This is a genomic window from Hydrogenophaga sp. (assembly GCF_048549895.1).
Classification (GTDB): Bacteria; Pseudomonadota; Gammaproteobacteria; order Burkholderiales; family Burkholderiaceae_C; genus Hydrogenophaga.
Genome location: NZ_JBLYYB010000076.1, coordinates 61,616 through 87,003 on the forward strand (window position 1 = coordinate 61,616; position 25,388 = coordinate 87,003).

The window sequence follows — 25,388 nt, forward strand, 5'->3', positions numbered from 1 at the left end:
AGGACCTTTCAGCCATGAGCGACGCCCAAACCCGAATCGACCAACTGGTCAAATCCAACGACATCGTGCTGTTCATGAAGGGCAACGCGAGTTTTCCCATGTGCGGCTTCTCCGGCCGCGCCATCCAGATCCTCAAGGCCTGCGGCGTCGAGACCAAGACGCTGAAGACCGTGAACGTGCTGGAAGACGACGAAGTGCGTCAGGGCATCAAGGAGTACAGCAACTGGCCCACGATTCCCCAGCTCTACGTCAAGGGCGAGTTCGTCGGCGGCTCGGACATCATGATGGAGATGTACCAGTCGGGCGAACTGCAGCAGGTCATCACCGGCCAGAGCTGAAGCGATTCAATCCAACGCCAAGCCACCTTCGGGTGGCTTTGTCGTTTCTGGTGCGCGCAAATCGAGTGGTTTTGCACGGACCTGGTCAATCCGGCGGTCAACGGGGTCTTCATGGGGCTTTTCGGCATTCAGCACGGGCACATCTTGTGCTTGAATGAAACCGCCACTGAACCTTCAAGGAGAACCGCATGAGCTCACGCAGCCTGGTCGCTTCACCCCCACTTGGTCTGCCCATCGCCCAGATGCGCAGCGTGTTCAGCGCCGACGACGTCGAGCGCAAGCTGGCCAAACTGCAGGCCAGCGGCAACGAGCGCGAATACGAGAGCCTGCGCAACACCTGGCAACGAATGCTGGAGCGCGGCCCACAGCGCTTCGCCGTGAAACCCTCGGGCGTGCCCGACATGGCCCCGCTCTACGACCTGCTGCCCAATTTTGGCGAGGTGCTCGACGACGTGAAGCGCCACGTGGCGCTGAGCCAGGACAGCCGCGACAGCCTGGAAGTCACCCCCATTCTTTTGCTCGGCCCACCCGGCGTGGGCAAAACCCACTTCGCCAAACAACTGGCCGATTTGCTGGGCACCAGCATGAGCCTCGTGCCCATGAGTTCCATGACAGCAGGCTGGTTGCTCTCAGGCTCGTCGTCGCAATGGAAAGGCGCCAAGCCCGGCAAGGTGTTCGAGGCGCTGGTGGACGGGCAGTACGCCAACCCGGTGATCGTGGTCGACGAGATCGACAAGGCCAATGCGGACGCGCAGTACGACCCGCTGGGCGCGCTCTACAGCCTGCTGGAGCACGACACCGCGCAGAACTTCGTGGACGAGTTCGCCGAGGTGCCGATCGACGCCAGCCAGGTGATCTGGGTCACCACCGCCAACAACGAACGTTGCATTCCCGAGCCGATCATGAACCGCATGAACGTGTTCGAGATCGCGCCGCCCACGTTGGAGGCGGCGCGCAAGATCGCGGCCCACCTGTACCGCGGCATCCTGGGTGAACACGACTGGGGGCAACACTTCGACCCGGTGCCGGGCGACGACGTGCTGGACCGGCTGGCGATGCTGGCACCGCGCGACATGCGCCGTGCGCTGGTCACGGCCTTCGGCAATGCGCGGCTGGACAACCGCTACCGCGTGGAACCCGACGACCTGCCCAAGGCGGGCGCGGGCAAGAGCCGGATCGGGTTTCTGCAGTAACAGGCTTCAAGCGTCGGGGTGGGCCCAGTTCTTTGCTGCGGCGTACACCGCATTCGGGTATTCGGCTCTGCCCCGACTGCCGTTGTAGCGGCCCAGCGCCATGAACGTATCGCCGCGTTCGCGGTCGAGGTAGTGGCGCAGGATCACACAGCCAAAGCGCAGGTTGGTCTGCATGTTGAAGAGCCGGCTGGGGTCGCCGTCACCGATCACGCGCGACCAGAACGGCATGATCTGCATGTAGCCGCGCGCTCCCACGCGCGAGATGGCGAATTTGCGAAAAGCGCTTTCCACCTGGATCAGGCCGAGCACCATGGTGGTGTCCAATCCCGCCCGGCGCGACTCGTACCACACGGTCTGCAGGAATTCGATACGGGTTTGAAAGTCGGTCTTGCGCCGCTGTAACCGCCCACTGCTGGCACCCAGCCAGCGCAAGTAGGCCAGGCGTTTCTCCAGGTCGGTGAACTCAGGCACGGGCGGTGCGCTGTTGGCAATGGCTGCGCTCAACGCACCACGCACCGAATCGGCCAGCGGTTCTTCCAGCTGACCGCCTGCATGCGCCCAGAGGGGTAACGAGCCCAGCCCCAGCGACGCTGCTCCCAGCAGGCACTCGCGACGCGACCAGGCCAGCGGCTTCATGCGCCGAGCTTTCCCTTCAGCAGCGCCAGCACGTCGGCCAGAGGCACCTGCGTGGCAGTCGCGTCACGCCGATGCTGATACTCCACCTGGCCCGTCTTCAAACCACGGTCGCCGATGGTCACGCGGTGCGGCACACCGATGAGCTCCCAGTCAGCAAACATGGCGCCCGGGCGCTCGCCCCGGTCATCCAGGATCACGTCGATGCCTGCGGCCAAGAGGTCGGCATGCAGCTGTTCGGCGGCGGCCTTCACCTCGGCACTGCGGTCCATGCCGATGGGACAGACCACCACGGTGAACGGCGCCAGCGCGTCGGGCCAGATGATGCCGCGCTCATCGTGGTTTTGTTCAATGGCCGCAGCCGGCAGGCGCGTGATGCCGATGCCATAGCAACCCATTTCGAAATGCGCGGGCTTGCCGTCTTCGCCGAGGAACGTGGCGCTCATGGCCTTGCTGTACTTGGTGCCGAGGTAGAACACGTGGCCCACCTCGATGCCACGCTCGATGGCAAGCTGGCCCTTGCCGTCTGGCGACGCATCGCCCTCCACCACGTTGCGGATGTCGGCCACCAGCTCGGGTTCGGGCAGGTCGCGGCCCCAGTTCACGCCGGTCATGTGGAAGTCGGGCTCGTTGGCGCCACAGATCCAGTCCGCCATCACGGCCACCTCACGGTCCACCACCAGCTTCACCGGCTTCTTCAAGCCGATCGGTCCCAGGTAACCCGGGCGGCAACCGAAGTGTTCTTCAATCTCGGGAATGCTGGCGAAACGGAAACCAGCGTTCAGGCCCGGCACTTTGTTCACCTTGACTTCGTTCATGTCGTGATCACCGCGCAAGAGCAGCAACCACACCTGGCTGCCCACGACCTCCCCCGCCTCGCCGAGCGTGTCGGTGGCCAGCACCAGCGACTTCACCGTGGTGGCCAGCGGCACGCCCAACAAAGCCGCCACGTCTGCACAGGTGCTCTTGCCCGTCGTGGGCGTCTTGACCATGGCATTGGCCGCCGCGGCGCGCGGGGCAACGGGCGCCAACGCTTCGGCTTTTTCCATGTTGGCTGCGTAGTCGCTGTTCGGGCAATACACGATGGCGTCTTCGCCCGTGGCCGCGATCACCTGGAACTCTTCGCTCAGGTCGCCCCCGATGGCGCCGCTGTCGGCCGCCACGGCGCGGTAGCGCAAGCCGAAGCGGTCGAAGATGCGGCGGTAGGCCGCGGCCATCACCTGGTAACTCGCTTTGGCCGCCGCCTCGTCGCGATCAAAGCTGTAAGCGTCCTTCATGATGAATTCGCGTCCACGCATCAGACCAAAACGGGGACGGCGCTCGTCGCGAAATTTGGTCTGGATCTGGTAAAAGTTTTTCGGCAGCTGTTTGTAGCTGCGCAGTTCCTGGCGCGCAATGTCGGTCACCACTTCTTCACTGGTGGGCTGCACGATGAAGTCGCGGTCGTGCCGATCCTTGATGCGCAGCAACTCCGGGCCCATCTTCTCGAACCGCCCCGTCTCTTGCCACAGCTCGGCCGGCTGGATCACCGGCATGGTGAGCTCCACCGCGCCGGCGCGGTTCATCTCTTCGCGCACGATGGCTTCCACCTTCTGGATCACACGCAAGCCCATGGGCATGTAACTGTAGATGCCAGCGCCGAGCTTCTTGATCATGCCTGCGCGCGTCATGAGCTGGTGGCTCACCACTTCGGCGTCGGCCGGGGCTTCCTTCTGGGTCGAGATGAAGAACTGGGAGGCTTTCATGGGCAAAACGCCGCCTGCTGGCAGCTCGGTGGGTTCTACAAGGGAAGACTCTGAACAGATGTACCGGACAAACCGGCCCGAGTGGGCACAATTTTGGGGCGTCCCGCAGCGCTCAGAGAGACAACAGGTGTGTGATCACTTCGCAACTCGCATCGCGCGATGCATAATGGTCACAGTTTAAAAATTTGGGGTTGATTATGCTTGACAGAGAAGGCTTCAGGCCCAATGTCGGCATCATTCTGCTCAACCAGCGAAACCAGGTGTTCTGGGGCAAACGCATCAGGTCCCACTCCTGGCAGTTTCCGCAAGGTGGCATCGACAGAGGCGAGACACCTGAGCAGGCGATGTACCGCGAGCTGCACGAAGAGGTGGGCCTCATGCCCGAGCACGTCAGCATCGTGGCCCGCACGCGGGACTGGTTGCGCTACGAGGTGCCGGACCGCTTCATCCGCCGGGATGCCCGAGGTCATTACAAAGGCCAGAAACAGATCTGGTATTTGCTGCGTCTCGTGGCGCAAGACTGGAACCTGAACCTGCGTGCAACCAGTCATCCAGAGTTTGACGCCTGGCGCTGGCACGACTACTGGGTGCCGCTGGATGTGGTGGTCGAGTTCAAACGCGGCGTCTACGAGATGGCGCTTACAGAACTGTCCCGCTACTTGCCCAGACCTGATCATCGCAACCGTTTCTTGCGCGGTGGCGTTCGCCAGCGCCAGGAAGAGGGCGATGAATCAGTGCCGTCGCTTTGTGTCCCCATGGGACTGGAATTGCCCCCCGGCGCTACCTTTGACCCCGATCCGCAGAACGATGGCCGTTCCGCGAACCACCCATTCAAATGACATTCCATTCCCAATGCCGCCCGAAGTTCCTCACCTCGGCGCTCGCGTTTGCTGCACTTTTTGCACTCACGCCCTTGCTTCATGCGCAACCCAGGTTCCAGGAAGAGCCCGTCTGGACGGAGTCCTCAGCAACACCGCCTGCAGCGTTCAGCACGGAAGCACTCCAGCCATTTGAGGTGACGAGGGACTCTGCGCTGACCTACGGCATCGATCCCGGCAGCTTGATCGTGGGCGAGGATGGGGTGGTCCGCTACGTGATGGTGGCGCGCAGCGCCAGTGGGGCACTCAACGTGCTGTACCAAGGCATCCGTTGCGCAACCGCTGAAGCAAAAACCTATGCCCGACTGAGCGACAAAGGTGGCTGGAACACCAGCCCCGACGCCGCGTGGCAAGAACTGTCTTTTCGCGGCCCCACCCGCCCTGCGATGATGCTGGCGCGTCAAGGCGTTTGTGACGGGAAAGCGGTCATGGGAAATCCCCAGAAGATACTGAGCGCCTTGAAAACGGGCATCACCGACCGATACCGCTGAACCGCTTTTGTGCGGTGTGAACTTCAGGTGCGGGCCAGCACCATGTTGTCGCGGTGGATCATCTCGGGCTCGGCGACGTAGCCGAGCAGACGCTCAAAGTCCGACGACGACTTGCGGCACAGCAAGCGAGCCTCGGAACTCGCATAGTTGGCCAGTCCACGCGCCACCTCCACGCCACGACCATCGCGCACCGCGATCACGTCGCCTCGAGAAAAATCGCCGTCAACGCCTGTCATGCCGATCGGCAGCAGACTCTTGCCTTCGCCCACGATCTTGCCCACCGCGCCGTCGTCCACCAGCACCGCGCCACGCAGTTGCAGATGGTCTGACATCCAGCGTTTGCGCGCCTGATTTTTCGGCGTGCTGGCCACCAGGCAAGTGCCGATGGCTTCGCCTTCGCACAGGCGGATCAACACCTGTGGCTCACGCCCCCAGGCGATCACGGTCGACGCGCCCGAACCCGCCGCACGCTTGGCGGCCAGGATCTTGGTGATCATGCCGCCCTTGCCGATGCCGCTACCGGCACCACCTGCCATGGTTTCGAGCTGGGGGTCCCCAGCGCGCGCCTCGTGCACGAACTGCGCGGCGGGATCGCGTCGCGGGTCGGCGGTGTACAAGCCTTTTTGATCCGTGAGGATCACGAGCGCATCGGCCTCGACCAAGTTGGCCACCAAGGCGCCCAGGGTGTCGTTGTCACCGAACTTGATTTCGTCGTTGACCACGGTGTCGTTTTCATTGATCACAGGCACCACACCCAACTGCAGCAACGTGAGCAGTGTCGAGCGGGCATTCAGGTAGCGCTCTCGATCGGCCAGATCCGCGTGTGTCAACAACACCTGCGCACTGCCCACGCCACATTCACGCAACTTCGACTCGTACATCTGCACCAGTCCCATTTGCCCGACCGCTGCCGCTGCCTGCAACTCGTTGATCTCTTTGGGGCGTACCGTCCAACCCAGGCGCTTCATGCCTTCGGCCACCGCGCCGCTGCTCACCATGATCAGCTCACGCCCCTCCTTGACCAAAGCCGCGAGTTGCTCGCTCCATTGGCCAATCGCCACCTCGTCGAGCCCCCGGCCCTCGTTGGTCACGAGCGAGGACCCCACCTTGACCACAATGCGGCGGGCTGCTTTCAGTGGGCCGCTGGCGGCGCGCAACGGTATCAAACCGGTCTTGTCTGCAAGGAGCATGGTCGACATGGGCGAGAACGTTCAGTTGGGAGAGGGCGCGCCAAAACGGGGGTCAATGTCCACCGGTGCCAGCGTTGCCTGATGCACCCTGGCGATGTGTTCGTAGATTTTCTGGACAAGAAACTCACAACCCTCGCGGGTGAGCGCGGAGATCTCAAACACCGGGCCTTTGTACTTGAGCCGTTTCACGATGTCCTTGACCTTGGCCTCGCGCTCGTCGAGAGGCACCATGTCCAGCTTGTTGAGCACCAGCCAGCGCGGCTTTTCATACAGCTTCTGGTCGTACTTTTTGAGCTCGGCAACGATGGCCTTGGCCTGCACCACGGGATCAACGCCTTCATCAAACGGCGCAACATCCACCATGTGCAGCAACAAGCGGGTGCGCTGCAAGTGACGCAGAAACTGATGGCCCAAGCCTGCACCCTCGGATGCACCTTCAATCAGGCCCGGCACATCGGCCACCACAAAGCTCTTCTCGGGCGCGACCCGGACCACACCCAGATTCGGGTGCAGCGTGGTGAACGGATAGTCAGCGATCTTCGGACGGGCGTTCGAGATGGCCGATATCAGCGTGGACTTTCCCGCGTTCGGCATGCCAAGCAGGCCCACGTCGGCCAAAACCTTGAGCTCCAGTTTCAAGGTGCGCTTCTCGCCAGCCCAGCCCGGCGTTTTCTGGCGAGGCGCCCGGTTGGTGGAGCTCTTGTAATGCATGTTGCCAAAACCACCATCACCGCCTTTGGCAATGGTGATCTGCTCGCCGGGCTGCAACAACTCGTGCAGAACCTCGCCGGTTTCGGCATCGGCAATGATGGTGCCGACCGGCATCTTGAGGATGATGTCGTCGCCCTTGACGCCGAACATGTCGGAACCCTTGCCGTGTTCTCCGCGCTCGGCCTCAAAGCGGCGCGTGAAGCGGAAGTCCACCAGCGTGTTCAGGCTGGCATCCGCGATCGCATACACATGCCCTCCGCGTCCACCGTCGCCACCGTCGGGACCACCGAATTCCTTGTACTTCTCATGCCGGAATGATGCGCAGCCGTTGCCGCCATCGCCCGCAGCGACATCGATGGTGGCTTCATCCACGAATTTCATGACATGCTTTCCAGGGACGCATCCCCACTAAAAATCCAAAACAAAAAGCCCGCTGGGGCGGGCCTTCTGCATTTACACATCAGCACTGAACAAACGCCTACGAGACCTTGCAATCCGGCGGCGCCTGCAATGGCCCGATCAAACGGGTGTGATGCTGACGGTCTGGCGGTTGAGTTCGCCCTTCACAGCGAACGACACGTGGCCGTCCACCGTGGCAAAAATCGTGTGGTCCTTGCCCAGGCCGACGTTGAGGCCAGGGTGGAACTTGGTGCCGCGCTGGCGCACGATGATCGAGCCTGCGCTGACGAGTTCGCCGCCGAACGCTTTCACGCCGAGCATCTTGGGCTTGGAATCGCGCCCGTTTCGCGTTGAGCCGCCGCCTTTTTTCTGTGCCATGTTGACCTACTCCTCAGCCTGCGATCGACGAGATCTGCAGTTCGGTGAAATTTTGACGGTGACCTTGGCGCTTCTGATAGTGCTTGCGCCGGCGCATCTTGAAGATGTGCACTTTGTCGTGTCTGCCATGGGCCAACACCGTGACCGTTACTGTTGCGCCGGAAACCAAGGGAGTGCCGATCTTGATCTCGGTGCCGTTGCCGACAGCCAGAACTTGGTCAAACACGATCTCTTGGCCCACATCCGCAGCAATCTGTTCTACTTTAATTTTTTCGCCAGCAGCAACACGATACTGTTTGCCACCGGTTTTTATGACCGCGTACATATGAACCTCTTGTAAAAATTCCACGAATGGAAACTCAGCGGATCCAATTCCGCTGAGCCCGCGAGTTTAGCACGCCACGAAGTTGCCAACAAGTGGCTCTGCCGCACCTCATGGGTGAGTGCCATGGCAAGCGGGAGAACGCCCCGGGGAAACTGGCGGCATTCCTATAATTCCGTTCATCGCAGCAGCTTTCTGTCCCCTCTCTTTCGGCGTGCACCTTGACGATTCCCATTCCTCACTCTGGCAACCCACTTGAGTTGATCCTTCCCGACATGCATCGGGTAGACCAAGTCATTCATGAGCGGCTGACAACCGAAGTGCCGCTGGTCAGGGAGGTGGCGCAGTACATCATTTCAGCGGGCGGGAAACGGTTGCGCCCTGCCCTTTTGTTGATGCTCAGCGGCGCCATCGGGAGCAGCAGCCCCCACAGACACAGTCTGGCCGCTGTGGTGGAGTTCATCCACACAGCCACCTTGCTGCATGACGACGTGGTGGATGAATCCACTCTGCGCCGCGGCCGTGAAACGGCCAACGAGCGCTTCGGCAATGCCGCGAGCGTTCTCGTCGGAGACTTTCTGTACTCCAGAGCATTTCAGATGATGGTGGACGTGAACGACATGCGGGTCATGCAAGTGCTCTCGGATGCCACCAATGTGATCGCTGAAGGCGAGGTTCTGCAGCTGATGAACATGCATGACGCCTCCATCGACGAGGGCGCCTACCTCAAGGTGATTCGATCCAAGACGGCCAAGCTTTTTGAAGCCAGTGCCAGATTGGCCGCCATTCTCGCCAAGGCCGATGAATCCACTGAGGCAGTGTGCGCCAGCTACGGGCAAGCGCTCGGCACCGCGTTTCAAGTGATCGACGACGTGCTGGATTACGAAGGCAGCGCCGAAGAACTCGGAAAAAACCTGGGCGATGACCTGAGGGAAGGCAAGGTAACCTTGCCCATCATTTGTGCCCTGAGAACCGGATCCGACGCCCAGAAGGGTCTGATTCGCCAAGCCATTGAGCAAGGGGATTTGGCGCATCTTGATGACATTCGCTCGATCATTCTCGACACGGGCGCGCTGAAGGAGGCGAGGGCCAGTGCGGATGCAGAAGCGCAGCGGGCGATAGACGCCGCAGGCCTGCTTCCGAAGAATGCCTACAGCGCTGCGTTGCTACAATTGGCATCGGGATTGCTTGAGCGCCGCTCCTGATTTTCGAGGAGCTCCGCGAGCCATCCGTCTCAAGACCCAGCGGGTCTTTCGGGGTGTAGCTTAGCCAGGTAGAGCGCTACGTTCGGGACGTAGAGGCCGGAGGTTCGAATCCTCTCACCCCGACCACATTCACGGATGCTGTCAAGCGAAAACAGATACCGATGGACGGGCCTTTTCAAGCGACCGGCGTGGGTCGCGCAACGCCGATACAACGCAGATCGGCGCGAATACGGATATTCAACACAACTTGCCTCAATACTGACGGCCAAGTTGTTGATTTACGATAGATTACGGGTCTATGGCGTCCGTCGAATCAGTCACTCAGGAATCCCCATCCATGGCTTTGCCGGGTTTGGGGCGTGCTTTGGTTTCCGCCGGCAAGCTTGGCCAAAAAGCCGCAGAGGATTTGTACCGCAAAGCCCAAAGCGGCCGCTCCAGCTTCATTGCTGAGCTCACCGGTTCCGGCGCTGTGTCTGCGTCTGATCTGGCACACACCATGTCGGTCGCTTTTTCTGCACCGCTCCTGGACCTTGATGCGATCGACGTCCAGCGCCTCCCGAGTGGGCTGCTGGACGCGAAAATTTGCGCTGACTACCGTATCGTCGTTCTCAGCAAGCGCAACAACCGCCTGATGGTGGCCACGGCCGATCCGGCCGATCAGCAAGCTGCCGAAAAGATCAAGTTCGCAACCCAGATGGGCGTGGATTGGGTCATCGCCGAGTACGACAAGCTCAGCAAATTGGTGGAGTCCCAGACCACCAGTGTCTCCGAGACGATGGACAACATCATCGGCGGGGATTTCGAGTTCGATGAAATGGCGACCGAAACGGTGGTCACGGACGCGAACGACAAGAGTTCCGAGGTCGACGACGCTCCGGTGGTCAAGTTTCTGCACAAGATGTTGATCGATGCGTTCAACATGCGTGCGTCCGACCTTCACTTCGAACCTTACGAACACAATTATCGGGTGCGTTTTCGGGTCGATGGTGAATTGCGAGAGATTGCGTCACCGCCCATTGCCATCAAGGACAAGCTGGCTTCGCGGATCAAAGTGATCTCCCGCATGGATATTTCCGAGAAGCGGGTGCCACAAGACGGGCGCATGAAGCTCAAGATCGGGCCCGATCGCGTCATCGATTTCCGGGTGAGCACGCTGCCAACGCTCTTTGGCGAAAAAATCGTGATCCGTATTCTCGATCCGAGCAGCGCCAAGGTCGGTATTGATGCACTGGGCTACGAGCCCGAGGAAAAAGAGCGGCTGATGTCGGCCATCGGTCGGCCTTATGGCATGGTGCTGGTGACCGGGCCTACCGGTTCGGGCAAAACCGTTTCGCTCTACACCTGCCTGAATATTCTGAACAAACCGGGCATCAACATCTCGACCGCAGAAGATCCTTCGGAGATCAACCTGCCCGGGGTGAATCAGGTCAACGTGAACGAGAAGGCCGGACTCACTTTTGCTGCGGCCCTGAAAGCATTCCTGCGCCAGGATCCCGATGTGATCATGGTCGGCGAGATTCGTGATCTGGAAACGGCAGACATCTCCATCAAGGCGGCACAAACAGGCCACATGGTGCTGTCAACGCTGCACACCAACGATGCGCCGACGACCCTGACACGCATGATGAACATGGGCATTCCCACGTTCAACATTGCGTCCAGCGTCATCCTGATCACTGCGCAGCGCCTGGCGCGGCGCCTGTGTGGTGTCTGCAAAGCACCTCTGGATGTGCCGCGCAAGGCGTTGGTCGACGCTGGCTTCAAGGCCGATGATCTCGACGGCACATGGACACCCTACCGGCCGGTGGGATGTTCGGCCTGCAACAACGGCTACAAAGGCCGGGTCGGCATCTACCAGGTGATGCCGATTTCAGAAGAAATTCAACGCATCATCCTGCGCGGCGGCAGTGCTCTGGACATAGCCCAGCAAGCCGGCAAGGAAGGCGTGCGCACGCTGCGCGAGTCAGGGCTGCTCAAGGTGAAGCTGGGCATGACGTCGCTTGAAGAGGTGCTCAGCGTCACCAACGAGTGACGCTGAGTCGGACAAAGGCCTGAGAGGACACCATGGCAACCGCTGCAACCAAGAGCATCAAAGAAGCTGTTTTCGAGTGGGAAGGCAAGGACCGCAACGGCAAGACGGTGCGCGGTGAAACGCGTGCGGTTGGTGAGAACCAGGTTCTCGCTGCATTGCGTCGTCAAGGCATCATCCCGGGCAAGGTTAAAAAGCGCCGCATGAGCTCGGGCAAGCGCATCAAGCCCAAGGACATCGCCATCTTCACGCGCCAGCTGGCCACCATGATGAAAGCTGGCGTTCCTCTGTTGCAGGCGTTCGACATCGTCGGACGAGGCAACCCCAATCCCAGCGTGACCAAGCTGCTCAACGACATCCGCTCGGACGTCGAAACCGGCACTTCGCTGAGCGCCGCATTCCGCAAGAATCCTCTTTACTTCGACAGCCTCTACTGCAACCTGGTTGAAGCGGGTGAAGCGGCCGGTATTCTTGAAGAGTTGCTGGACCGCCTGGCGGTTTACATGGAGAAGACCGAGGCCCTCAAGTCGAAAATCAAGTCGGCGCTGATGTACCCCATTGCGGTGGTGATCGTGGCCTTCGTCGTGGTGGCCGTGATCATGATTTTCGTGATTCCTTCGTTCAAGGAGGTCTTCTCCTCGTTCGGCGCAGACCTGCCGGCACCCACGCTGTTCGTCATTGCCATGAGTGAGTTCTTCACCGAATATTGGTGGTTGATTTTTGGCGGACTGGGTGGCGGCTTCTATTTTTTCATGCAGGCGTGGCGTCGCAACGAAAAAGTGCAGCAATTCATGGACCGCGTCCTGCTGAAGTTGCCGATCTTCGGCGTGCTGATCGAGAAATCGGTGATTGCCCGCTGGACGCGCACGCTGTCCACCATGTTCGCGGCCGGTGTGCCTTTGGTGGAGGCGCTTGACTCCGTGGGTGGCGCTTCCGGCAACTCGGTGTACTCGATGGCCACCGAGCGCATCCAGCAGGAGGTGTCGACCGGCACCAGCCTGACCAATGCGATGACCAACGCCAACATCTTCCCTTCCATGGTGCTGCAGATGTGCGCCATTGGTGAAGAGTCTGGCTCGATCGATCACATGCTGGGCAAGGCCGCAGACTTCTACGAAGCCGAGGTGGACGATATGGTTTCCGGCATCTCCAGCTTGATGGAGCCCATCATCATCGTGGTGCTGGGCACCGTCATTGGCGGCATCGTGGTCTCGATGTACTTGCCGATTTTCAAACTGGGTCAGGTGGTTTGATGCTCGGAGCGAGCGCGGCAGACGCGGCGCTGCTGGGGCTTCTGGGCCTGTTGGTGGGCAGCTTTCTCAACGTGGTGATTCACCGGTTGCCCAAGATGATGGAGTTGAGCTGGGCGGCCGAATGCGCGGAGCTCCATGCGGGGAAAGACGCCTTGCAGCAGCCTGCTCCTGTGGCTGAGCCCTTCAACCTCATGGTGCCGCGTTCGAGATGTCCTCATTGCGGGCATCAAATCCGCTGGTTCGAAAACGTTCCGGTTTTCAGCTACCTGGTCCTGCGCGGAAAGTGCAGCCAGTGCGCTGCGCCCATCAGCTTGCGGTACCCGACAGTGGAGCTCATTTGTGGTGCGCTGTTTGCCTGGTGCGGCTGGTCGTGGGGCCTGGGCTGGCAAGCGATCGCCTGGTGCGGTTTTTCAGCGGCGGTGCTTTCGCTGGCGTGCATTGACTGGGACACCACGTTGCTGCCCGATGACATCACACTGCCGTTGCTGTGGGCCGGCCTGTGCGCAGCGGGCCTTGGATGGATCGACACGGCTCTCCCCGATGCGTTGTGGGGTGCGGTGGGAGGTTACCTGTCGCTGTGGCTGGTGTACTGGGCTTTCAAGCTGGTCACAGGCAAAGAAGGCATGGGCTACGGAGACTTCAAGCTGTTCGCAGCCTTTGGCGCGTGGTTCGGCTGGCAGGCCCTGATCCCCGTCATCCTCATGGCCTCGGTGATCGGTGCCGTGATCGGCATCGGCATCAAGCTCAAAGGTGAGTTGCGTGAAGGGGGCTATGTCCCTTTTGGTCCCTTCCTTGCGTTGGCAGGACTGACCGCCATGATCTTCGGACCGTCGGCGATCCTGGCTGTCATCGGCCTGTGAACTCGGCTTCGCTGCAACGCCAAGTCCTGAAGCTGGGACTCACCGGCGGAATTGGCAGTGGCAAAAGCACCCTGGCTCGCCTGCTCCAGAGTTTGGGCGCAGATGTGATCGACGCTGATGCGATCTCGCGTGCCTGCACCGACATCGGCGGCGCGGCCATCCCTGCCATCGCTCAAACATTTGGCAGCGCGTTCATCACGATCGATGGTTCACTGGACAGGCAACGCATGCGCGAACACGTGTTTGCCCAGCCTGATGCACGCAAGGTGCTTGAGCGCGTCGTCCATCCATTGGTTGGAGATGAGATACGTCGCCAAATCACGCTGGCCACATCCAGCCTGGTGGTGTTTGACATCCCTCTTCTCGTCGAGTCACCGCACTGGCGTGCGCAGCTGGACCGGGTGCTGGTGGTGGATTGTTTGCCCGCCACACAAGTCCGCCGGGTGGTGCAGCGCAGCGCGTGGGACCTGGCCACCATCGAGGCTGTCATGCGCAGCCAAAGCACGCGAGAGAAGCGGCTGGCGGCTGCGGACTTTGTGGTCTTCAACGACACAGACAGCCTGGACAACCTGCAACATCTGGCCCGGGGGTTGGCCAATCGGTTCGGGCTATGATGAATGCCCACCCGCTGCACCGCCCTGCACACCCAAGCCGCTGTGATCCTGTACGAATACCCTTTCAACGAACGCATCCGCACCTACCTGCGACTTGAACAACTGTTCCGGCGCATGGTCGAACTGGTGCCACGCCAGCATCCACTGGACCACCATTTCGCCATACAGACGATTTTCGAAATCATTGAGGTGGCGTCGCGGGCCGACATGAAATCCGATGTGCTCAAAGACATCGATCGGCACAAACAGCAGCTCATTGCCTACCGTGGCAACCCCATGATCTCGGAGCAGGCGCTCAACGACGCCATCGGACAACTGGAAGATTGCTTTTCACAGCTCAGCGGACTGGCGGGCAAGACGGGGCAATCGCTGACCGAAAACGACTGGTTGATGAGCATCCGCAGTCGCATCGGCATTCCCGCAGGCACCTGTGAATTCGATCTCCCGGCTTACTACCACTGGCAGCACCACAGTGCCGAGGAGCGACAGGCAGACCTGCAACGCTGGTCGGTGCCACTGGCGCCACTGGCTGAATCCGTTGTGTTGCTGCTCAAGATGCTGCGGGACTCTGGTTCGCCACAAAAGGTGGTGGCGCCCGGTGGTCAGTTCCAGCAAACCTTGCCGCAGGGTCGTACCTTTCAGCTGCTTCGCCTGCGCATCGACCCGAGCACTGGCCTGATCCCCGAGATCAGTGGCAACCGCCTGATGCTGTCGGTGCGTTTGATGCGGCAAGGCGATGACGACCGCCTGCACTCCGCACCGGACGACACCGCGTTTGAGTTGACGCTCTGCGCCTGAACGCTTCCGCTGGATTGCCCATGTCTGCGAACACCACCACCAGCCCGCAAAAAACCGTGCGCTGCCCCGGTTGTGGCGGCCCCAGCATCTACGCGCCCAGCAACGCCTTCCGGCCGTTTTGCTGCGAACGCTGCAAGAACATGGACTTCGGCGCCTGGGCCACCGAGAGCTTCAAACTGCCCGAGCAGGACAGTCAGAACGATCCGGACTTCGGGACGTCGTGAGCGAGCGGCGTCAGTTCAGTTCGGTTCAAGCCCGCGCTCAAGCGCAAGCCACTCCAGCACCGGCACGGTGCCAGGCAGTATCGGCTCGCAGCGTGTGGGCACGGCCTCCCAACTGAACGCCTGCCCTTCACGCATCTGCAGGTCCCCGGTCCAGTCGAACACTTTGCAAAAGTGCAGGTGCACCAGCGCATGGGGGTAGTCCACCAGACTGTCACGCCACGCGTGTACAGCGCCGATGGTCACGCCGATCTCCTCCTGCAGTTCACGGCGCAAGGCCTGCTCGACCGACTCACCCGCTTCCAGCTTGCCGCCCGGAAACTCCCAGTAGCCTGCATACACCTTGCCCACCGGGCGAGACGTGAGCAGAAAACGGCCATCGGGTGCGATCAGCAAACCGACCGCCACGTCGACCACAGGCCGGTCGACGGGTCGCTCGACACCAGGGTCGGCATCCACGACAAGGACCGGCGAGCTCATGCTTTCGAGGCGTGCGTGCCAGCGTAGTCGCGGGCAAACTGGTAGGCCACGCGCCCGCTGCGCGAACCGCGCTCCAGCGCCCACACCAGCGCCAGGGGGCTTGCGGCGTCAATGTCGGCCGAGGGCACACCAAACGACGAGAGCCACTGCGCCACGATGGTGAGGTACTCGTCCTGGCTGAACGGGTAGAAGCTCACCCACAGGCCGAACCGCTCCGAGAGCGAGATCTTCTCTTCCACCACCTCACCCGGGTGCACTTCGCCTTCGGCGGTGTGGGTGTAGGTGAGGTTTTCCTTCATGTACTCGGGCAACAGGTGGCGCCGGTTGCTCGTGGCGTAGATGAGCACGTTGGGGCTGGCCGCGGACACCGAGCCGTCAAGGATGGACTTGAGTGCCTTGTAGCCGGGCTCACCGTCTTCAAAACTGAGGTCGTCGCAGAAGACGATGAAGCGTTCGGGCCGTTCGGACACCACATCGACGATGTCGGGCAGGTCCACCAGCTCGGCCTTGTCCACCTCGATCAGGCGCAGACCCTGCGGCGCGTATTCGTTGAGGCAGGCGCGGATCAGCGAGGACTTGCCGGTGCCGCGCGCGCCGGTGAGCAGCACGTTGTTGGCGGGCAGGCCCTGCACGAACTGCAGCGTGTTGCGCTGGATCTTTTCTTTCTGACCGTCGATCTCCTGCAGGTCGCTCAAGCGCATGGCGCCCACATGGCGCACCGGCTCCAGCGCGCCGTGGCCGCTGGAACGCTTGCGGTAACGCCAAGCCACCGCAGCGGCCCAGTCGGGCGCCTGCATGGGCTGGGGCAACACCGACTCGATGCGGGCCATCAACTGCTCGGCCCGCTCCAGCAGGCGCTCAAAGTGTTCGTTCATGGCGCTTGAATCAGGAGCGGTAGTCGGCGTTGATGGTCACGTAGTCGTGGCTGAAATCGCAGGTCCACACCGTCTCGGTCGCATCACCACGACCCAGGCCAATGCGCACCAGGATCTCGGTTTGTTTCATCACGCGCTGACCGTCTTCTTCACGGTAGTCGGGGTGCCGACCACCCTGGGTGACCACATGCACATCACCCAGGTGCAGCTCGATGCCTCCCACGTCCAGATCGTGAATGCCGGCGTAGCCCACCGCGGCGAGGATGCGGCCGAGGTTGGGGTCGCTGGCGAAGAACGCGGTCTTGACCAGGGGCGAGTGCGCCACAGCGTAGGCCGCCAGCAGGCATTCGGCGGCGGTGCGCCCGCCTTCAACCTGGATGGTGATGAACTTGGTGGCGCCCTCGCCGTCGCGCACGATGGCGTGGGCGAGGAAACGCGCCACCGGCGTCAAGCCAGCCAGCAGGGCAACACCGGCCGGGCTGTCCAGGTCGGTGATGGGTGCATGGCCTGCTTGTCCGGTGGCCACCACCACAAACGAGTCGTTGGTGCTGGTGTCGCCGTCCACGGTCACGCGGTTGAACGACGCGTCTGCCAGGCGACGGGCCAGTTCGCTCATGAGCGCGGGTGCCACAGCCGCATCGGTGGCCAGAAAGCCCAGCATGGTCGCCATGTTCGGGCGGATCATGCCGGCGCCTTTGGCGATGCCGGTGGCATGCACCGCGCGCCCGTCGATCGTCATGCGCTGGCTGAAGGCCTTGGGCAAGGTGTCGGTGGTCATGATGCCCTGGGCCGCCGAGAGCCACTGGGCGCCGCTGTCGGTCTGCGGTTGTGCGGCATCGGTGAGAGCGGCCGGCAAACCCGCGAGCAGGCGATCCAGCGGCAGTGGCTCCATGATCACACCGGTGGAGAACGGCAACACCTGTTCGTGGCGTACCCCTAAAGCCAAAGCCAGTGCGGTGCAGGTCTGGCGCGCATTCGCGAGACCCGGTTCGCCCGTGCCAGCGTTGGCATTGCCGGTGTTGATCACCAGCGCCCGCACGCCCTGCCCGGCCGCCAGGTGCTCACGGCACACCTGCACCGGGGCCGCGGCGTAGCGGTTCTGGGTGAACACCGCACCAACCGCACAACCCTCGTCCAGCAGAAACACCGTGAGGTCTTTGCGGTTGGCCTTGCGGATACCAGCCTCGGCCACACCGATACGCACACCTGGAATGGCGAACAGATCCGTGACCAAGGGCGTGTCGAGTTGAACGGGCATGTGAACTCCGTGAAGTCAGGGTTGAGCCAGTCGGAAGGACGCACGGGGCACTGAGCCCCGCCATGTCAGTCCAGCTTGCCGTGGCACTGTTTGTATTTTTTCCCGCTGCCGCAGGGGCAAGGTTCGTTGCGACCCACGCGTGGCACATCGCCGGCGGGACGCGGTGCTGCGCCTGCCGCACCCACCGTTTCCGCTTCACCGGTTTCGGTGGGCGCGGTGTAGGTCACGTTGGCGATCTGCTCGGCGCGCTCTTCCAGCTGTTCGGCCGCCTGGGCCATCTGCTCGGCGGACTGCACACGCACGTTCATCAACACGCGCGTCACATCGTTCTTCACCGTGTCGAGCAACTGACCAAACAGCACGAAAGCTTCGCGCTTGTACTCCTGCTTGGGTTGCTTCTGCGCATAACCCCGCAGGTGGATGCCCTGGCGCAGGTAGTCCAGCGCGGACAGGTGTTCGCGCCACTGCCCGTCGATGGTCTGCAGCAGCACCACGCGCTCGAACTGGGTGAAGTTCTCTTCGCCCACGATCTGCACCTTGGCTTCAAACGCTGCCTTGGCCGCAGCCACCACGCGCTCGGCAACCTCTTCCGCATCGATCGACTCGGCGTCCGACACCCAGGTCGTCACCGGCACGTCCACGGCCCACTCCTCGCGCAGCACACGTTCCAGCGTGGGCAAGTCCCACTGTTCTTCCACACTGCCTTCGGGCACGTACTGGTGCACCAGATCGGCAAAACAACCGTCGCGCAAAGAGTCGATCTGCGCGCGCAGCGATTCGGCGTCCAGGATGTCGTTGCGCTGCTGGTAGATCACCTTGCGCTGGTCGTTGGACACATCGTCGTATTCCAGCAGCTGCTTGCGGATGTCGAAGTTGCGGGCCTCGACCTTGCGCTGCGCGCTCTCGATGCTGCGCGTGACGATGCCGGCCTCGATGGCCTCACCCTCGGGCATCTTCAGCCGGTCCATGATCGCGCGCACGCGGTCGCCCGCGAAGATGCGCATGAGCGAATCGTCCAGGCTCAGATAAAACCGCGACGAACCCGGGTCACCCTGACGACCGGAACGACCACGCAGCTGGTTGTCGATGCGGCGCGATTCATGACGCTCGGTGGCGATGATGCGCAGACCGCCCAGTGCTTTCACCTTCTCGTGATCGGCCTGCCAGTTCTGGCGCAACGATTCGATGCGCGAGGCCTTGGTGGCATCGTCCAGCGACTCGTCGTTCTGCACCGCGTCAACCATCTTCTCCAGGTTGCCGCCGAGCACGATGTCGGTGCCGCGACCGGCCATGTTGGTGGCGATGGTGATGCCGCCAGGGCGGCCCGCCTGGATGATGATGTCGGCTTCGCGCGCATGCTGCTTGGCGTTCAACACCTCGTGGGGCAGGCCTTCCTTGACCAGCAGCTCGGCAATGATTTCCGAGTTCTCGATCGATGACGTGCCCACCAGCACCGGCTGACCGCGCTCGTGGCATTCGCGAATGTCCTGAATCGCCGCGACGTACTTTTCTTTCGTGGTCTTGTAGACACGATCGAGCTGGTCCACACGCTTGCTCACGCGGTTCGGCGGGATCACCACCGTCTCCAGGCTGTAGATCTCCTGGAACTCATACGCTTCGGTGTCGGCCGTGCCGGTCATGCCCGAGAGCTTGCCGTAGAGGCGGAAGTAGTTCTGGAACGTGATGGACGCCAGTGTCTGGTTCTCTGGCTGGATCGCCACGCCTTCCTTGGCCTCCACCGCCTGGTGCAGACCGTCGCTCCAGCGGCGACCCGTCATCAAACGGCCGGTGAACTCATCGACGATCACGATTTCGCCGTTCTGGTTCACATAGTGCTGGTCGCGGTGGTAGAGGTGGTGCGCCTTGAGCGAGGTCACCAGGTTGTGCAGCAATGCGATGTTGGCTGGGTCGTACAGCGAGGCGCCCTCGGGCAACAGACCGGCCTGGCTGAGCAACTGCTCGGCGTGCTCATGACCTTGTTCGGTCATGTGAATCGCATGCGCCTTCTCATCCACCGTGAAGTCGCCGGGTTTTGTCACGCCCTCGCCGGTGCGCACATCGGCCTCGCCTTCCTGGCGCACCAGGTGCGGCACCAGTTGCTTGATCGCCATGTAGGTCTGGGTCTGGTCTTCAGCCTGACCGCTGATGATCAGCGGCGTGCGGGCCTCGTCGATCAGGATCGAGTCCACCTCGTCGACGATGGCGAAGTTCAGGCCGCGCTGCACGCGGTCTGCGGCCTCGTAGACCATGTTGTCGCGCAAATAGTCGAAGCCGTATTCGTTGTTGGTGCCGTAGGTGATGTCGGCACGGTAAGCCGCCTGCTTCTCGTCACGTGGTGCCTGCGGCAGGTTGATGCCGACCGTGAGGCCGAGGAAATTGTAGAGACGCCCCATCCACTGCGCGTCGCGGCTGGCCAGGTAGTCGTTCACCGTGACCACGTGAACACCCTTGCCGGTGAGTGCGTTCAGGTACACCGGCAGCGTGGCGGTGAGGGTCTTGCCTTCACCGGTGCGCATCTCGGCCACCTTGCCGTGGTGCAGCGCGAGGCCGCCCACCAGTTGCACGTCGAAGTGGCGCATCTTCATGACGCGCTTGCTGCCTTCACGAACCACCGCAAAGGCCTCCGGCAACACCGCCTCCAGGCTTTCGCCCTGCGCTATGCGTTGCTTGAAGGATTCCGTCTTGCCACGGAGTTCGTCGTCGCTGAGCTTTTCAAACTGCGCCTCCATGCCGTTGATACGCTCGACCGTTTTGCGGTAAGTCTTGAGCAATCGATCGTTGCGGCTACCAAAGAGTTTGGTGAGGAAGTTTGTGGCCATACATGCAGACCCAAACCGGACACCCTGAAGGCGCCGGGCAGGCAAAAGAAATGAGGAGGGCTCTTGCGAACCTGGGGCGCGTTCACCGAACACCTCGGAGATGTCGGCAAACGCAGGATTTTCAAGAGCAAAGCCGCGATTTTAACTGCCGGGGACTGGCCCTGCTCAGGGCTTGCGAGGGCCCACTGAGGCGGGCTTGGCTGCTGCGATTTTTTCACCTGCGGCCAGGAAACGCTGGGGGTCCTGCGGGACTCCTGCAACCCACACTTCAAAGTGCAGATGAGGTCCGGTGGAGCGGCCCGTGGAGCCCACGCTGGCAATCTTCTGTCCGCGCTTGACGATGTCGCCCTTCTTCACAAAGGTCTGCGATGCATGGGCGTAGCGCGTGATCAAGTCGTTGCCATGGTCCACCTCGATCATGTTGCCGTAGGCGGCGTGGTACTCCTGCACCACGACCACTCCACCGGCTGCCGCGAGGATCGGCGTGCCCACGTCCGCAGGAAAATCAAGCCCGGTGTGCAGGGCCGATCGGCCCGTGATCGGATCGATGCGAAATCCGAAGGCGGAGCCGACCTGCACACCGTCGACCGGCTTTTCGGTGGGTATCAATGTCTGTTGAATCTTTTGATCGAAAAGCCGCGACTCGACCACCGTGAGCCAGTCGACCCGGGAACCGCTGGAAACTTCGACAGAGTCGAGCGCGTGCATCAACTCCTGCATGCTGATGTCCCGGCTGGCCACCAAGGAACCGCCCGAGCCCGGCGCGTTCTTGAATTCGGCCGGGTTCAGGCCGGCGAGGCCGGCCACGCGCTCACCGAGGGAATCGATCTGAACCATGCGCGCCTGCATTTCCCCGAGCTTGCGGGCCATGGCATCCAGGTTGGCACGCATGTAGGCGTCTTTGGAGTCTGCATCGCTTTGGTGAACCAATCGCGCAACCGAGGCAAACCCGGGCCATCCCTGGCGCACACCTTCGAGAAAGAACCAGTGATACGTGGCGATCGAAGCGAGCATCAGCAACAGGGATGCGAGCAAGCCCACGCCGATCAGTTTGAAGCCGTTGAGGTGCAACGCCTTGCTTCGGGCCAACCAGGCGTCCGTGATAATGATGTGCACTCTGAAACCTTTCCGTGCGGTGAGCAGCGAACGCCCACCCGTCCAATTCACATGGCCACCGATCAACGACCCCGCACCCTCTACAGCCTCGAGCAGGCCGTGGGTGCAGCGCCGTCACTGGCCTTGCTGCAAGAACGCATTCGTGAGTCCCAAGCATGCATGGACCGGATTCGCCATCTGATACCGGCTGCCATGCGACAACACGTGGTGGCGGGTCCGTTGCAGAACCAGGAGTGGTGTTTGCTGGTGGGCAGCGCAGCTGTGTCCACCAAGTTGCGACAGCTGTTACCAGCCATCCAGCAGACCCTGACTGCTGGCGGAGCGCAGGTTAACGCAATACGGATCAAAGTCCAAACGCCGGGACGATGAACGCGCACCAAGTGCGAGTCGATGGCCATGGGCTGCAGGGGATGGTGCCGCTTATCTGACTCGAACAGATGACCTATCGCTTACAAGGCGATTGCTCTACCAACTGAGCTAAAGCGGCCCGAAAAAACCAAGGACGCGAGTTTACTTGACGCGTTTGAGCTGGGGGCGACCCGACGCTCGGCCAGGGCCGTCGGTTGGCGGCTCTGGCGACTCATCGGTCTCGGCAGACACATCATCACTGGTCACCGACCGCAGCGGACTGCGCGAGGCGGTTTCGGTGACCGGCTCGGACGCATCGGGCACCTCGGCGCTCTTGATGGTAGACACGGTGGCCGGCGAAGGGGCTGGAAACGCCATTCCCTGTCCGTTCTCGCGCGCATAGATCGCAATGACGTGGCTGATGGGCACCACGATTTCGCGAGCCACGCCGCCAAACCGAGCCTTGAACTCGATGAAATCGTTGCCCAATCGCAGCGAGCTGGTGGCGTCCACACCCACATTGAGCACGATCTCGCCGTTCTTCACGAACTCCATCGGCACCTGCACGGAAGCGTCCACCTGCACCGCAATGTAGGGAGAGAACCCGTTGTCCGAACACCATTCGTGCAAGGCACGAATCAGGTAGGGCCGGGTGGAAGGAATATCGGCGTCGACAGGACTCATGGGAAGTCGCTGAGGCTCAAGACAGCCCGGTCGCGCACGACCGGGGAGTCCATCACTTGCGCATCACTTTCTCGGACGGCGTCAGCGCCTCGATGTAGGCAGGACGCGAGAAAATCCGCTCGGCGTACTTGAGCAGAGGTGCCGCGTTTTTGCTGAGCTCAATGCCGTAGAAGTCCAGGCGCCACAGCAACGGGGCAATCGCCACATCGAGCATGGAAAAATTGTCGCCCAGCATGAACTTGTTCTTCAGGAAAACCGGTGCCAGCTGCGTGAGGCGGTCACGGATGTGCGCACGAGCCTTCTCAAGCGCCTTCTCATTGCCCTTGGTGACGCGAGACTCCAGCATGGACACGTGCGTGAACAGCTCTTTTTCGAAGTTCAGCAGAAACAACCGCACACGGGCCCGATCCACCGGGTCACCGGGCATCAATTGCGGATGGGGAAAACGCTCGTCGATGTACTCGTTGATGATGTTCGACTCGTACAGGATGAGATCGCGCTCGACCAGGATGGGCACCTGGCCGTATGGGTTCATCACACTGATGTCTTCGGGCTTGTTGTAGAGGTCGACATCCCGGATCTCGAAATCCATGCCTTTTTCGAACAACACGAAGCGGCAGCGGTGGGAATACGGGCAGGTGGTACCTGAGTACAAGACCATCATGAGGGAGTCTCCTTAAAGCAAAAAACAGTGGTTTGCTTTCGTGTCATACGGACACTGCAAACCACTGCGGAACTGACAGACTGGCGGCTCACACCGCCAGCCCTGTCGGGTGGGATTACTTGATGTCTTTCCAGAAGGCGGCATTCAGACGCCAGGCCACCACGGTGAAGGCGGCAAGGAACAACATCACCCACACGCCAATGCGCACACGGCTGTTCTGTGCCGGTTCGGCCATCCATTGCAGATAGGCGACGAGGTCACCCACGTTCCGGTCGTATTCGGCCGCGCTGAGCGTACCCGCCTTGACGGGCTCCCAGCCTTTGACGCGCTCAACCTCATGACCGTGGCTCATCACCTTTTCCACCACAGGACGTTGCTCGCCTTGCAGCTCCCACAGCGGGTTGGGCATGCCGATGTTGGGGAACGCGAGGTTGTTCCAACCGGTGGGTTTGGTGTCGTCGCGGTAGTAGGTGCGAAGCAGGGTGTAAACGTAATCTGCACCGGTGCCTGCCTTGCTGGAGCGGGAACGCGCGATCAAGGTCAGGTCCGGCGGATTCACACCGAACCATTGCTTGGCTTGCCTGGGGTCGATGGAAGCTTTCATCGTGTCACCGATCTTGTCGGTGGCGAACGTCAAGTTCTCGGCGATCTGCTTGTCGTTGAGGCCGATATCGCGCAGGCGGTTATAGCGCATGAAGGCCGCCGAGTGGCAGCTCAGGCAGTAGTTCACGAACAGTTTGGCGCCGTTTTGCAAGGCCGCCATGTCATTGGTTCGCTGCGGCGCTTTGTCCAGAGGAATGCTTCCGCCAGCTGCCATGACGGCGCCGGAGAAACCCAATACCAGCGCGAAGCCCAAGAGGATTTTTTTCATTTGCTTGACTCTCTGAATTGGCTCTTCGGGATTCAGTGGGGCTGGAAGGTGACGCGGTCAGGCACAGCCTTGAACTCGCCCAGACGACTCCACCACGGCATCAGCAGGAAGAAGCCAAAGTAGAACAAGGTACCGATCTGCGACACACGCTCGCCGATGGGCGACGGCGGCAACACGCCGAGATAACCCAAGATCAGGAAGTTGATCACGAACACACCGTACAGGTACTTGTTCCAGGTCGGACGGTAGCGGATCGACTTCACCGGGCTGAAGTCCAGCCAGGGGAGGAAGAACAGGATGATCACGGCACCACCCATGGCGACCACACCCCAGAACTTGGCGTCAATGGCCAGCATCAAGGCCACCAGCACCACGGCGCCGACCACGATGCCAGCCTTGATGACACCAGACACCTTGGCCTTGAGCGCTCCGAGCACCGCAGCGATGACCACGATGGCCACCAGCGCGAACATCATCTCGCTGGTGATGGCACGCAGCATCGAATAGAAGGGCGTGAAGTACCAGACCGGCGCAATGTGCAGCGGCGTGACCAGCGGATCGGCCGGGATGAAGTTGTTGTATTCGAGGAAGTAGCCACCGAACTCGGGCGCGAAGAAGATGATCGCGGAGAAGAGCATCAGGAACACCGACACACCCAGCACGTCGTGCACGGTGTAGTAGGGATGGAACGGAATGCCGTCCAGCGGGATGCCCTTGGCATCTTTTTTCGCCTTGATTTCCACGCCATCGGGGTTGTTGGAACCCACTTCGTGCAGCGCAATGATGTGCGCGACCACCAGGCCCAGCAGGACCAGCGGCACGGCGATCACGTGGAAGCTGAAGAAGCGGTTGAGCGTGGCGTCACCCACCACGAAGTCGCCGCGGATCAGCAGCGCGAGGTCGGGGCCGACGAAGGGAATGGCGGCAAACAGGTTCACGATAACCTGCGCGCCCCAGTAAGACATCTGACCCCAGGGGAGCAAGTAGCCCATGAACGCTTCAGCCATCAGGCACA

At 61.4% G+C, this 25,388-nt stretch carries 27 protein-coding genes and 2 tRNA genes; 13 read left to right on the top strand and 16 right to left on the bottom strand.

From position 1 onward, the window contains the following. Positions 1–14 precede the first annotated feature (14 nt). Both grxD and ACN4F8_RS07530 read left to right on the top strand, forming a co-directional pair. Entirely contained in the window at positions 15–338 is a 324-nt protein-coding gene (gene grxD, locus ACN4F8_RS07525; protein ID WP_419472987.1) for a Grx4 family monothiol glutaredoxin, read from the top strand. 188 nt (positions 339–526) lie between these two features. Next, positions 527–1,531 carry an AAA family ATPase gene (locus tag ACN4F8_RS07530; RefSeq protein WP_419472988.1) on the top strand — a complete coding sequence of 335 codons (1,005 nt, stop codon included), beginning with the start codon at positions 527–529 and terminating at the stop codon, positions 1,529–1,531. 6 nt (positions 1,532–1,537) lie between these two features. Here ACN4F8_RS07530 and ACN4F8_RS07535 read toward each other — a convergent pair whose 3' ends face one another. Both ACN4F8_RS07535 and ACN4F8_RS07540 read right to left on the bottom strand, forming a co-directional pair. After that, positions 1,538–2,167: a lytic transglycosylase domain-containing protein gene (locus ACN4F8_RS07535; protein WP_419472989.1), complete on the bottom strand. Its 630-nt coding sequence runs from the start codon at positions 2,165–2,167 to the stop codon at positions 1,538–1,540. Then, positions 2,164–3,909 carry a proline--tRNA ligase gene (locus ACN4F8_RS07540; RefSeq protein ID WP_419472990.1) on the bottom strand — a complete coding sequence of 582 codons (1,746 nt, stop codon included), beginning with the start codon at positions 3,907–3,909 and terminating at the stop codon, positions 2,164–2,166. The genes ACN4F8_RS07535 and ACN4F8_RS07540 overlap by 4 nt, the downstream gene beginning before the upstream one ends. A gap of 197 nt (positions 3,910–4,106) precedes the next feature. Between ACN4F8_RS07540 and ACN4F8_RS07545 the strand changes: the two genes are divergently transcribed. Beyond that, complete coding sequence (locus tag ACN4F8_RS07545) at positions 4,107–4,748, top strand: RNA pyrophosphohydrolase (RefSeq protein ID WP_419473009.1); 642 nt, start codon at positions 4,107–4,109, stop codon at positions 4,746–4,748. Beyond that, the gene (locus ACN4F8_RS07550; protein WP_419472991.1) at positions 4,745–5,278 is read left to right on the top strand and encodes a CNP1-like family protein; all 534 of its coding nucleotides are present in this window, start codon (positions 4,745–4,747) and stop codon (positions 5,276–5,278) included. The genes ACN4F8_RS07545 and ACN4F8_RS07550 overlap by 4 nt, the downstream gene beginning before the upstream one ends. A gap of 23 nt (positions 5,279–5,301) precedes the next feature. Here the strand turns inward: ACN4F8_RS07550 and proB are convergent, their stop codons facing one another. From proB to rplU, 4 genes are all read right to left on the bottom strand, one after another. Further along, complete coding sequence (gene proB / locus ACN4F8_RS07555) at positions 5,302–6,468, bottom strand: glutamate 5-kinase (RefSeq protein WP_419473010.1); 1,167 nt, start codon at positions 6,466–6,468, stop codon at positions 5,302–5,304. 21 nt (positions 6,469–6,489) lie between these two features. Further along, positions 6,490–7,560, bottom strand: a complete 1,071-nt coding sequence (gene cgtA / locus ACN4F8_RS07560; RefSeq protein ID WP_419472992.1) for an Obg family GTPase CgtA — start codon at positions 7,558–7,560, stop codon at positions 6,490–6,492. A 138-nt stretch (positions 7,561–7,698) separates the two neighbouring features. After that, positions 7,699–7,956: a 50S ribosomal protein L27 gene (gene rpmA / locus ACN4F8_RS07565; protein WP_056273119.1), complete on the bottom strand. Its 258-nt coding sequence runs from the start codon at positions 7,954–7,956 to the stop codon at positions 7,699–7,701. A 13-nt stretch (positions 7,957–7,969) separates the two neighbouring features. After that, positions 7,970–8,281, bottom strand: coding sequence for a 50S ribosomal protein L21 (rplU, locus tag ACN4F8_RS07570; RefSeq protein WP_069047504.1), 312 nt, complete (start codon positions 8,279–8,281; stop codon positions 7,970–7,972). Between the two features lie 272 nt (positions 8,282–8,553). On the opposite strand from rplU, the gene ACN4F8_RS07575 reads away from it, so the two are divergent. The 8 genes from ACN4F8_RS07575 (at position 8,554) to ACN4F8_RS07610 (ending at position 15,261) form a co-directional block, all read left to right on the top strand. After that, positions 8,554–9,483 carry a polyprenyl synthetase family protein gene (locus ACN4F8_RS07575; RefSeq protein ID WP_419473011.1) on the top strand — a complete coding sequence of 310 codons (930 nt, stop codon included), beginning with the start codon at positions 8,554–8,556 and terminating at the stop codon, positions 9,481–9,483. Between the two features lie 49 nt (positions 9,484–9,532). After that, positions 9,533–9,609, top strand: a tRNA-Pro gene (locus ACN4F8_RS07580). 172 nt (positions 9,610–9,781) lie between these two features. After that, a complete protein-coding gene (gene pilB / locus ACN4F8_RS07585) occupies positions 9,782–11,515 on the top strand; it encodes a type IV-A pilus assembly ATPase PilB (protein ID WP_419472993.1) in 1,734 nt (577 codons plus the stop codon). Between the two features lie 32 nt (positions 11,516–11,547). Further along, complete coding sequence (locus ACN4F8_RS07590; protein ID WP_419472994.1) at positions 11,548–12,765, top strand: type II secretion system F family protein; 1,218 nt, start codon at positions 11,548–11,550, stop codon at positions 12,763–12,765. Then, on the top strand, positions 12,765–13,625 hold the full coding sequence (locus ACN4F8_RS07595) for a prepilin peptidase (protein ID WP_419472995.1): 861 nt from the start codon (positions 12,765–12,767) through the stop codon (positions 13,623–13,625). Before ACN4F8_RS07590 ends, ACN4F8_RS07595 begins: the two co-directional genes overlap by 1 nt. Next, on the top strand, positions 13,622–14,239 hold the full coding sequence (coaE, locus tag ACN4F8_RS07600; RefSeq protein WP_419472996.1) for a dephospho-CoA kinase: 618 nt from the start codon (positions 13,622–13,624) through the stop codon (positions 14,237–14,239). Before ACN4F8_RS07595 ends, coaE begins: the two co-directional genes overlap by 4 nt. A 42-nt stretch (positions 14,240–14,281) precedes the next feature. Beyond that, a complete protein-coding gene (zapD, locus tag ACN4F8_RS07605; protein ID WP_419473012.1) occupies positions 14,282–15,037 on the top strand; it encodes a cell division protein ZapD in 756 nt (251 codons plus the stop codon). 20 nt (positions 15,038–15,057) lie between these two features. Next, positions 15,058–15,261: a DNA gyrase inhibitor YacG gene (locus ACN4F8_RS07610; RefSeq protein ID WP_419472997.1), complete on the top strand. Its 204-nt coding sequence runs from the start codon at positions 15,058–15,060 to the stop codon at positions 15,259–15,261. 15 nt (positions 15,262–15,276) lie between these two features. Here the strand turns inward: ACN4F8_RS07610 and ACN4F8_RS07615 are convergent, their stop codons facing one another. From ACN4F8_RS07615 to ACN4F8_RS07635, 5 genes are all read right to left on the bottom strand, one after another. Next, positions 15,277–15,738 carry an NUDIX domain-containing protein gene (locus ACN4F8_RS07615; RefSeq protein ID WP_419472998.1) on the bottom strand — a complete coding sequence of 154 codons (462 nt, stop codon included), beginning with the start codon at positions 15,736–15,738 and terminating at the stop codon, positions 15,277–15,279. Then, the gene (locus ACN4F8_RS07620; RefSeq protein ID WP_419472999.1) at positions 15,735–16,613 is read right to left on the bottom strand and encodes an ATP-binding protein; all 879 of its coding nucleotides are present in this window, start codon (positions 16,611–16,613) and stop codon (positions 15,735–15,737) included. The genes ACN4F8_RS07615 and ACN4F8_RS07620 overlap by 4 nt, the downstream gene beginning before the upstream one ends. A gap of 10 nt (positions 16,614–16,623) precedes the next feature. Next, entirely contained in the window at positions 16,624–17,871 is a 1,248-nt protein-coding gene (argJ, locus tag ACN4F8_RS07625) for a bifunctional glutamate N-acetyltransferase/amino-acid acetyltransferase ArgJ (protein ID WP_419473000.1), read from the bottom strand. A gap of 65 nt (positions 17,872–17,936) precedes the next feature. Continuing rightward, positions 17,937–20,690 carry a preprotein translocase subunit SecA gene (gene secA, locus ACN4F8_RS07630; RefSeq protein ID WP_419473001.1) on the bottom strand — a complete coding sequence of 918 codons (2,754 nt, stop codon included), beginning with the start codon at positions 20,688–20,690 and terminating at the stop codon, positions 17,937–17,939. Between the two features lie 165 nt (positions 20,691–20,855). Then, positions 20,856–21,806 (bottom strand): M23 family metallopeptidase, encoded by a 951-nt coding sequence (locus tag ACN4F8_RS07635; protein ID WP_419473002.1) that lies wholly within the window; start codon positions 21,804–21,806, stop codon positions 20,856–20,858. A 51-nt stretch (positions 21,807–21,857) separates the two neighbouring features. Between ACN4F8_RS07635 and ACN4F8_RS07640 the strand changes: the two genes are divergently transcribed. Continuing rightward, the gene (locus tag ACN4F8_RS07640; protein WP_419473003.1) at positions 21,858–22,175 is read left to right on the top strand and encodes a hypothetical protein; all 318 of its coding nucleotides are present in this window, start codon (positions 21,858–21,860) and stop codon (positions 22,173–22,175) included. A 42-nt stretch (positions 22,176–22,217) separates the two neighbouring features. Here the strand turns inward: ACN4F8_RS07640 and ACN4F8_RS07645 are convergent. From ACN4F8_RS07645 to ACN4F8_RS07665, 5 genes are all read right to left on the bottom strand, one after another. Next, positions 22,218–22,293: transfer RNA gene (locus ACN4F8_RS07645), tRNA-Thr, on the bottom strand. A gap of 23 nt (positions 22,294–22,316) precedes the next feature. Next, the gene (locus tag ACN4F8_RS07650; RefSeq protein ID WP_419473004.1) at positions 22,317–22,838 is read right to left on the bottom strand and encodes a ClpXP protease specificity-enhancing factor; all 522 of its coding nucleotides are present in this window, start codon (positions 22,836–22,838) and stop codon (positions 22,317–22,319) included. 52 nt (positions 22,839–22,890) lie between these two features. Next, a complete protein-coding gene (locus tag ACN4F8_RS07655) occupies positions 22,891–23,502 on the bottom strand; it encodes a glutathione S-transferase N-terminal domain-containing protein (protein ID WP_300649653.1) in 612 nt (203 codons plus the stop codon). Positions 23,503–23,617: 115 nt separating this feature from the next. Then, the gene (locus ACN4F8_RS07660) at positions 23,618–24,373 is read right to left on the bottom strand and encodes a cytochrome c1 (RefSeq protein WP_419473005.1); all 756 of its coding nucleotides are present in this window, start codon (positions 24,371–24,373) and stop codon (positions 23,618–23,620) included. 32 nt (positions 24,374–24,405) lie between these two features. Then, the coding region (locus tag ACN4F8_RS07665) for a cytochrome b (protein WP_419473006.1) at positions 24,406–25,388 on the bottom strand (983 nt) is incomplete at its 5' end.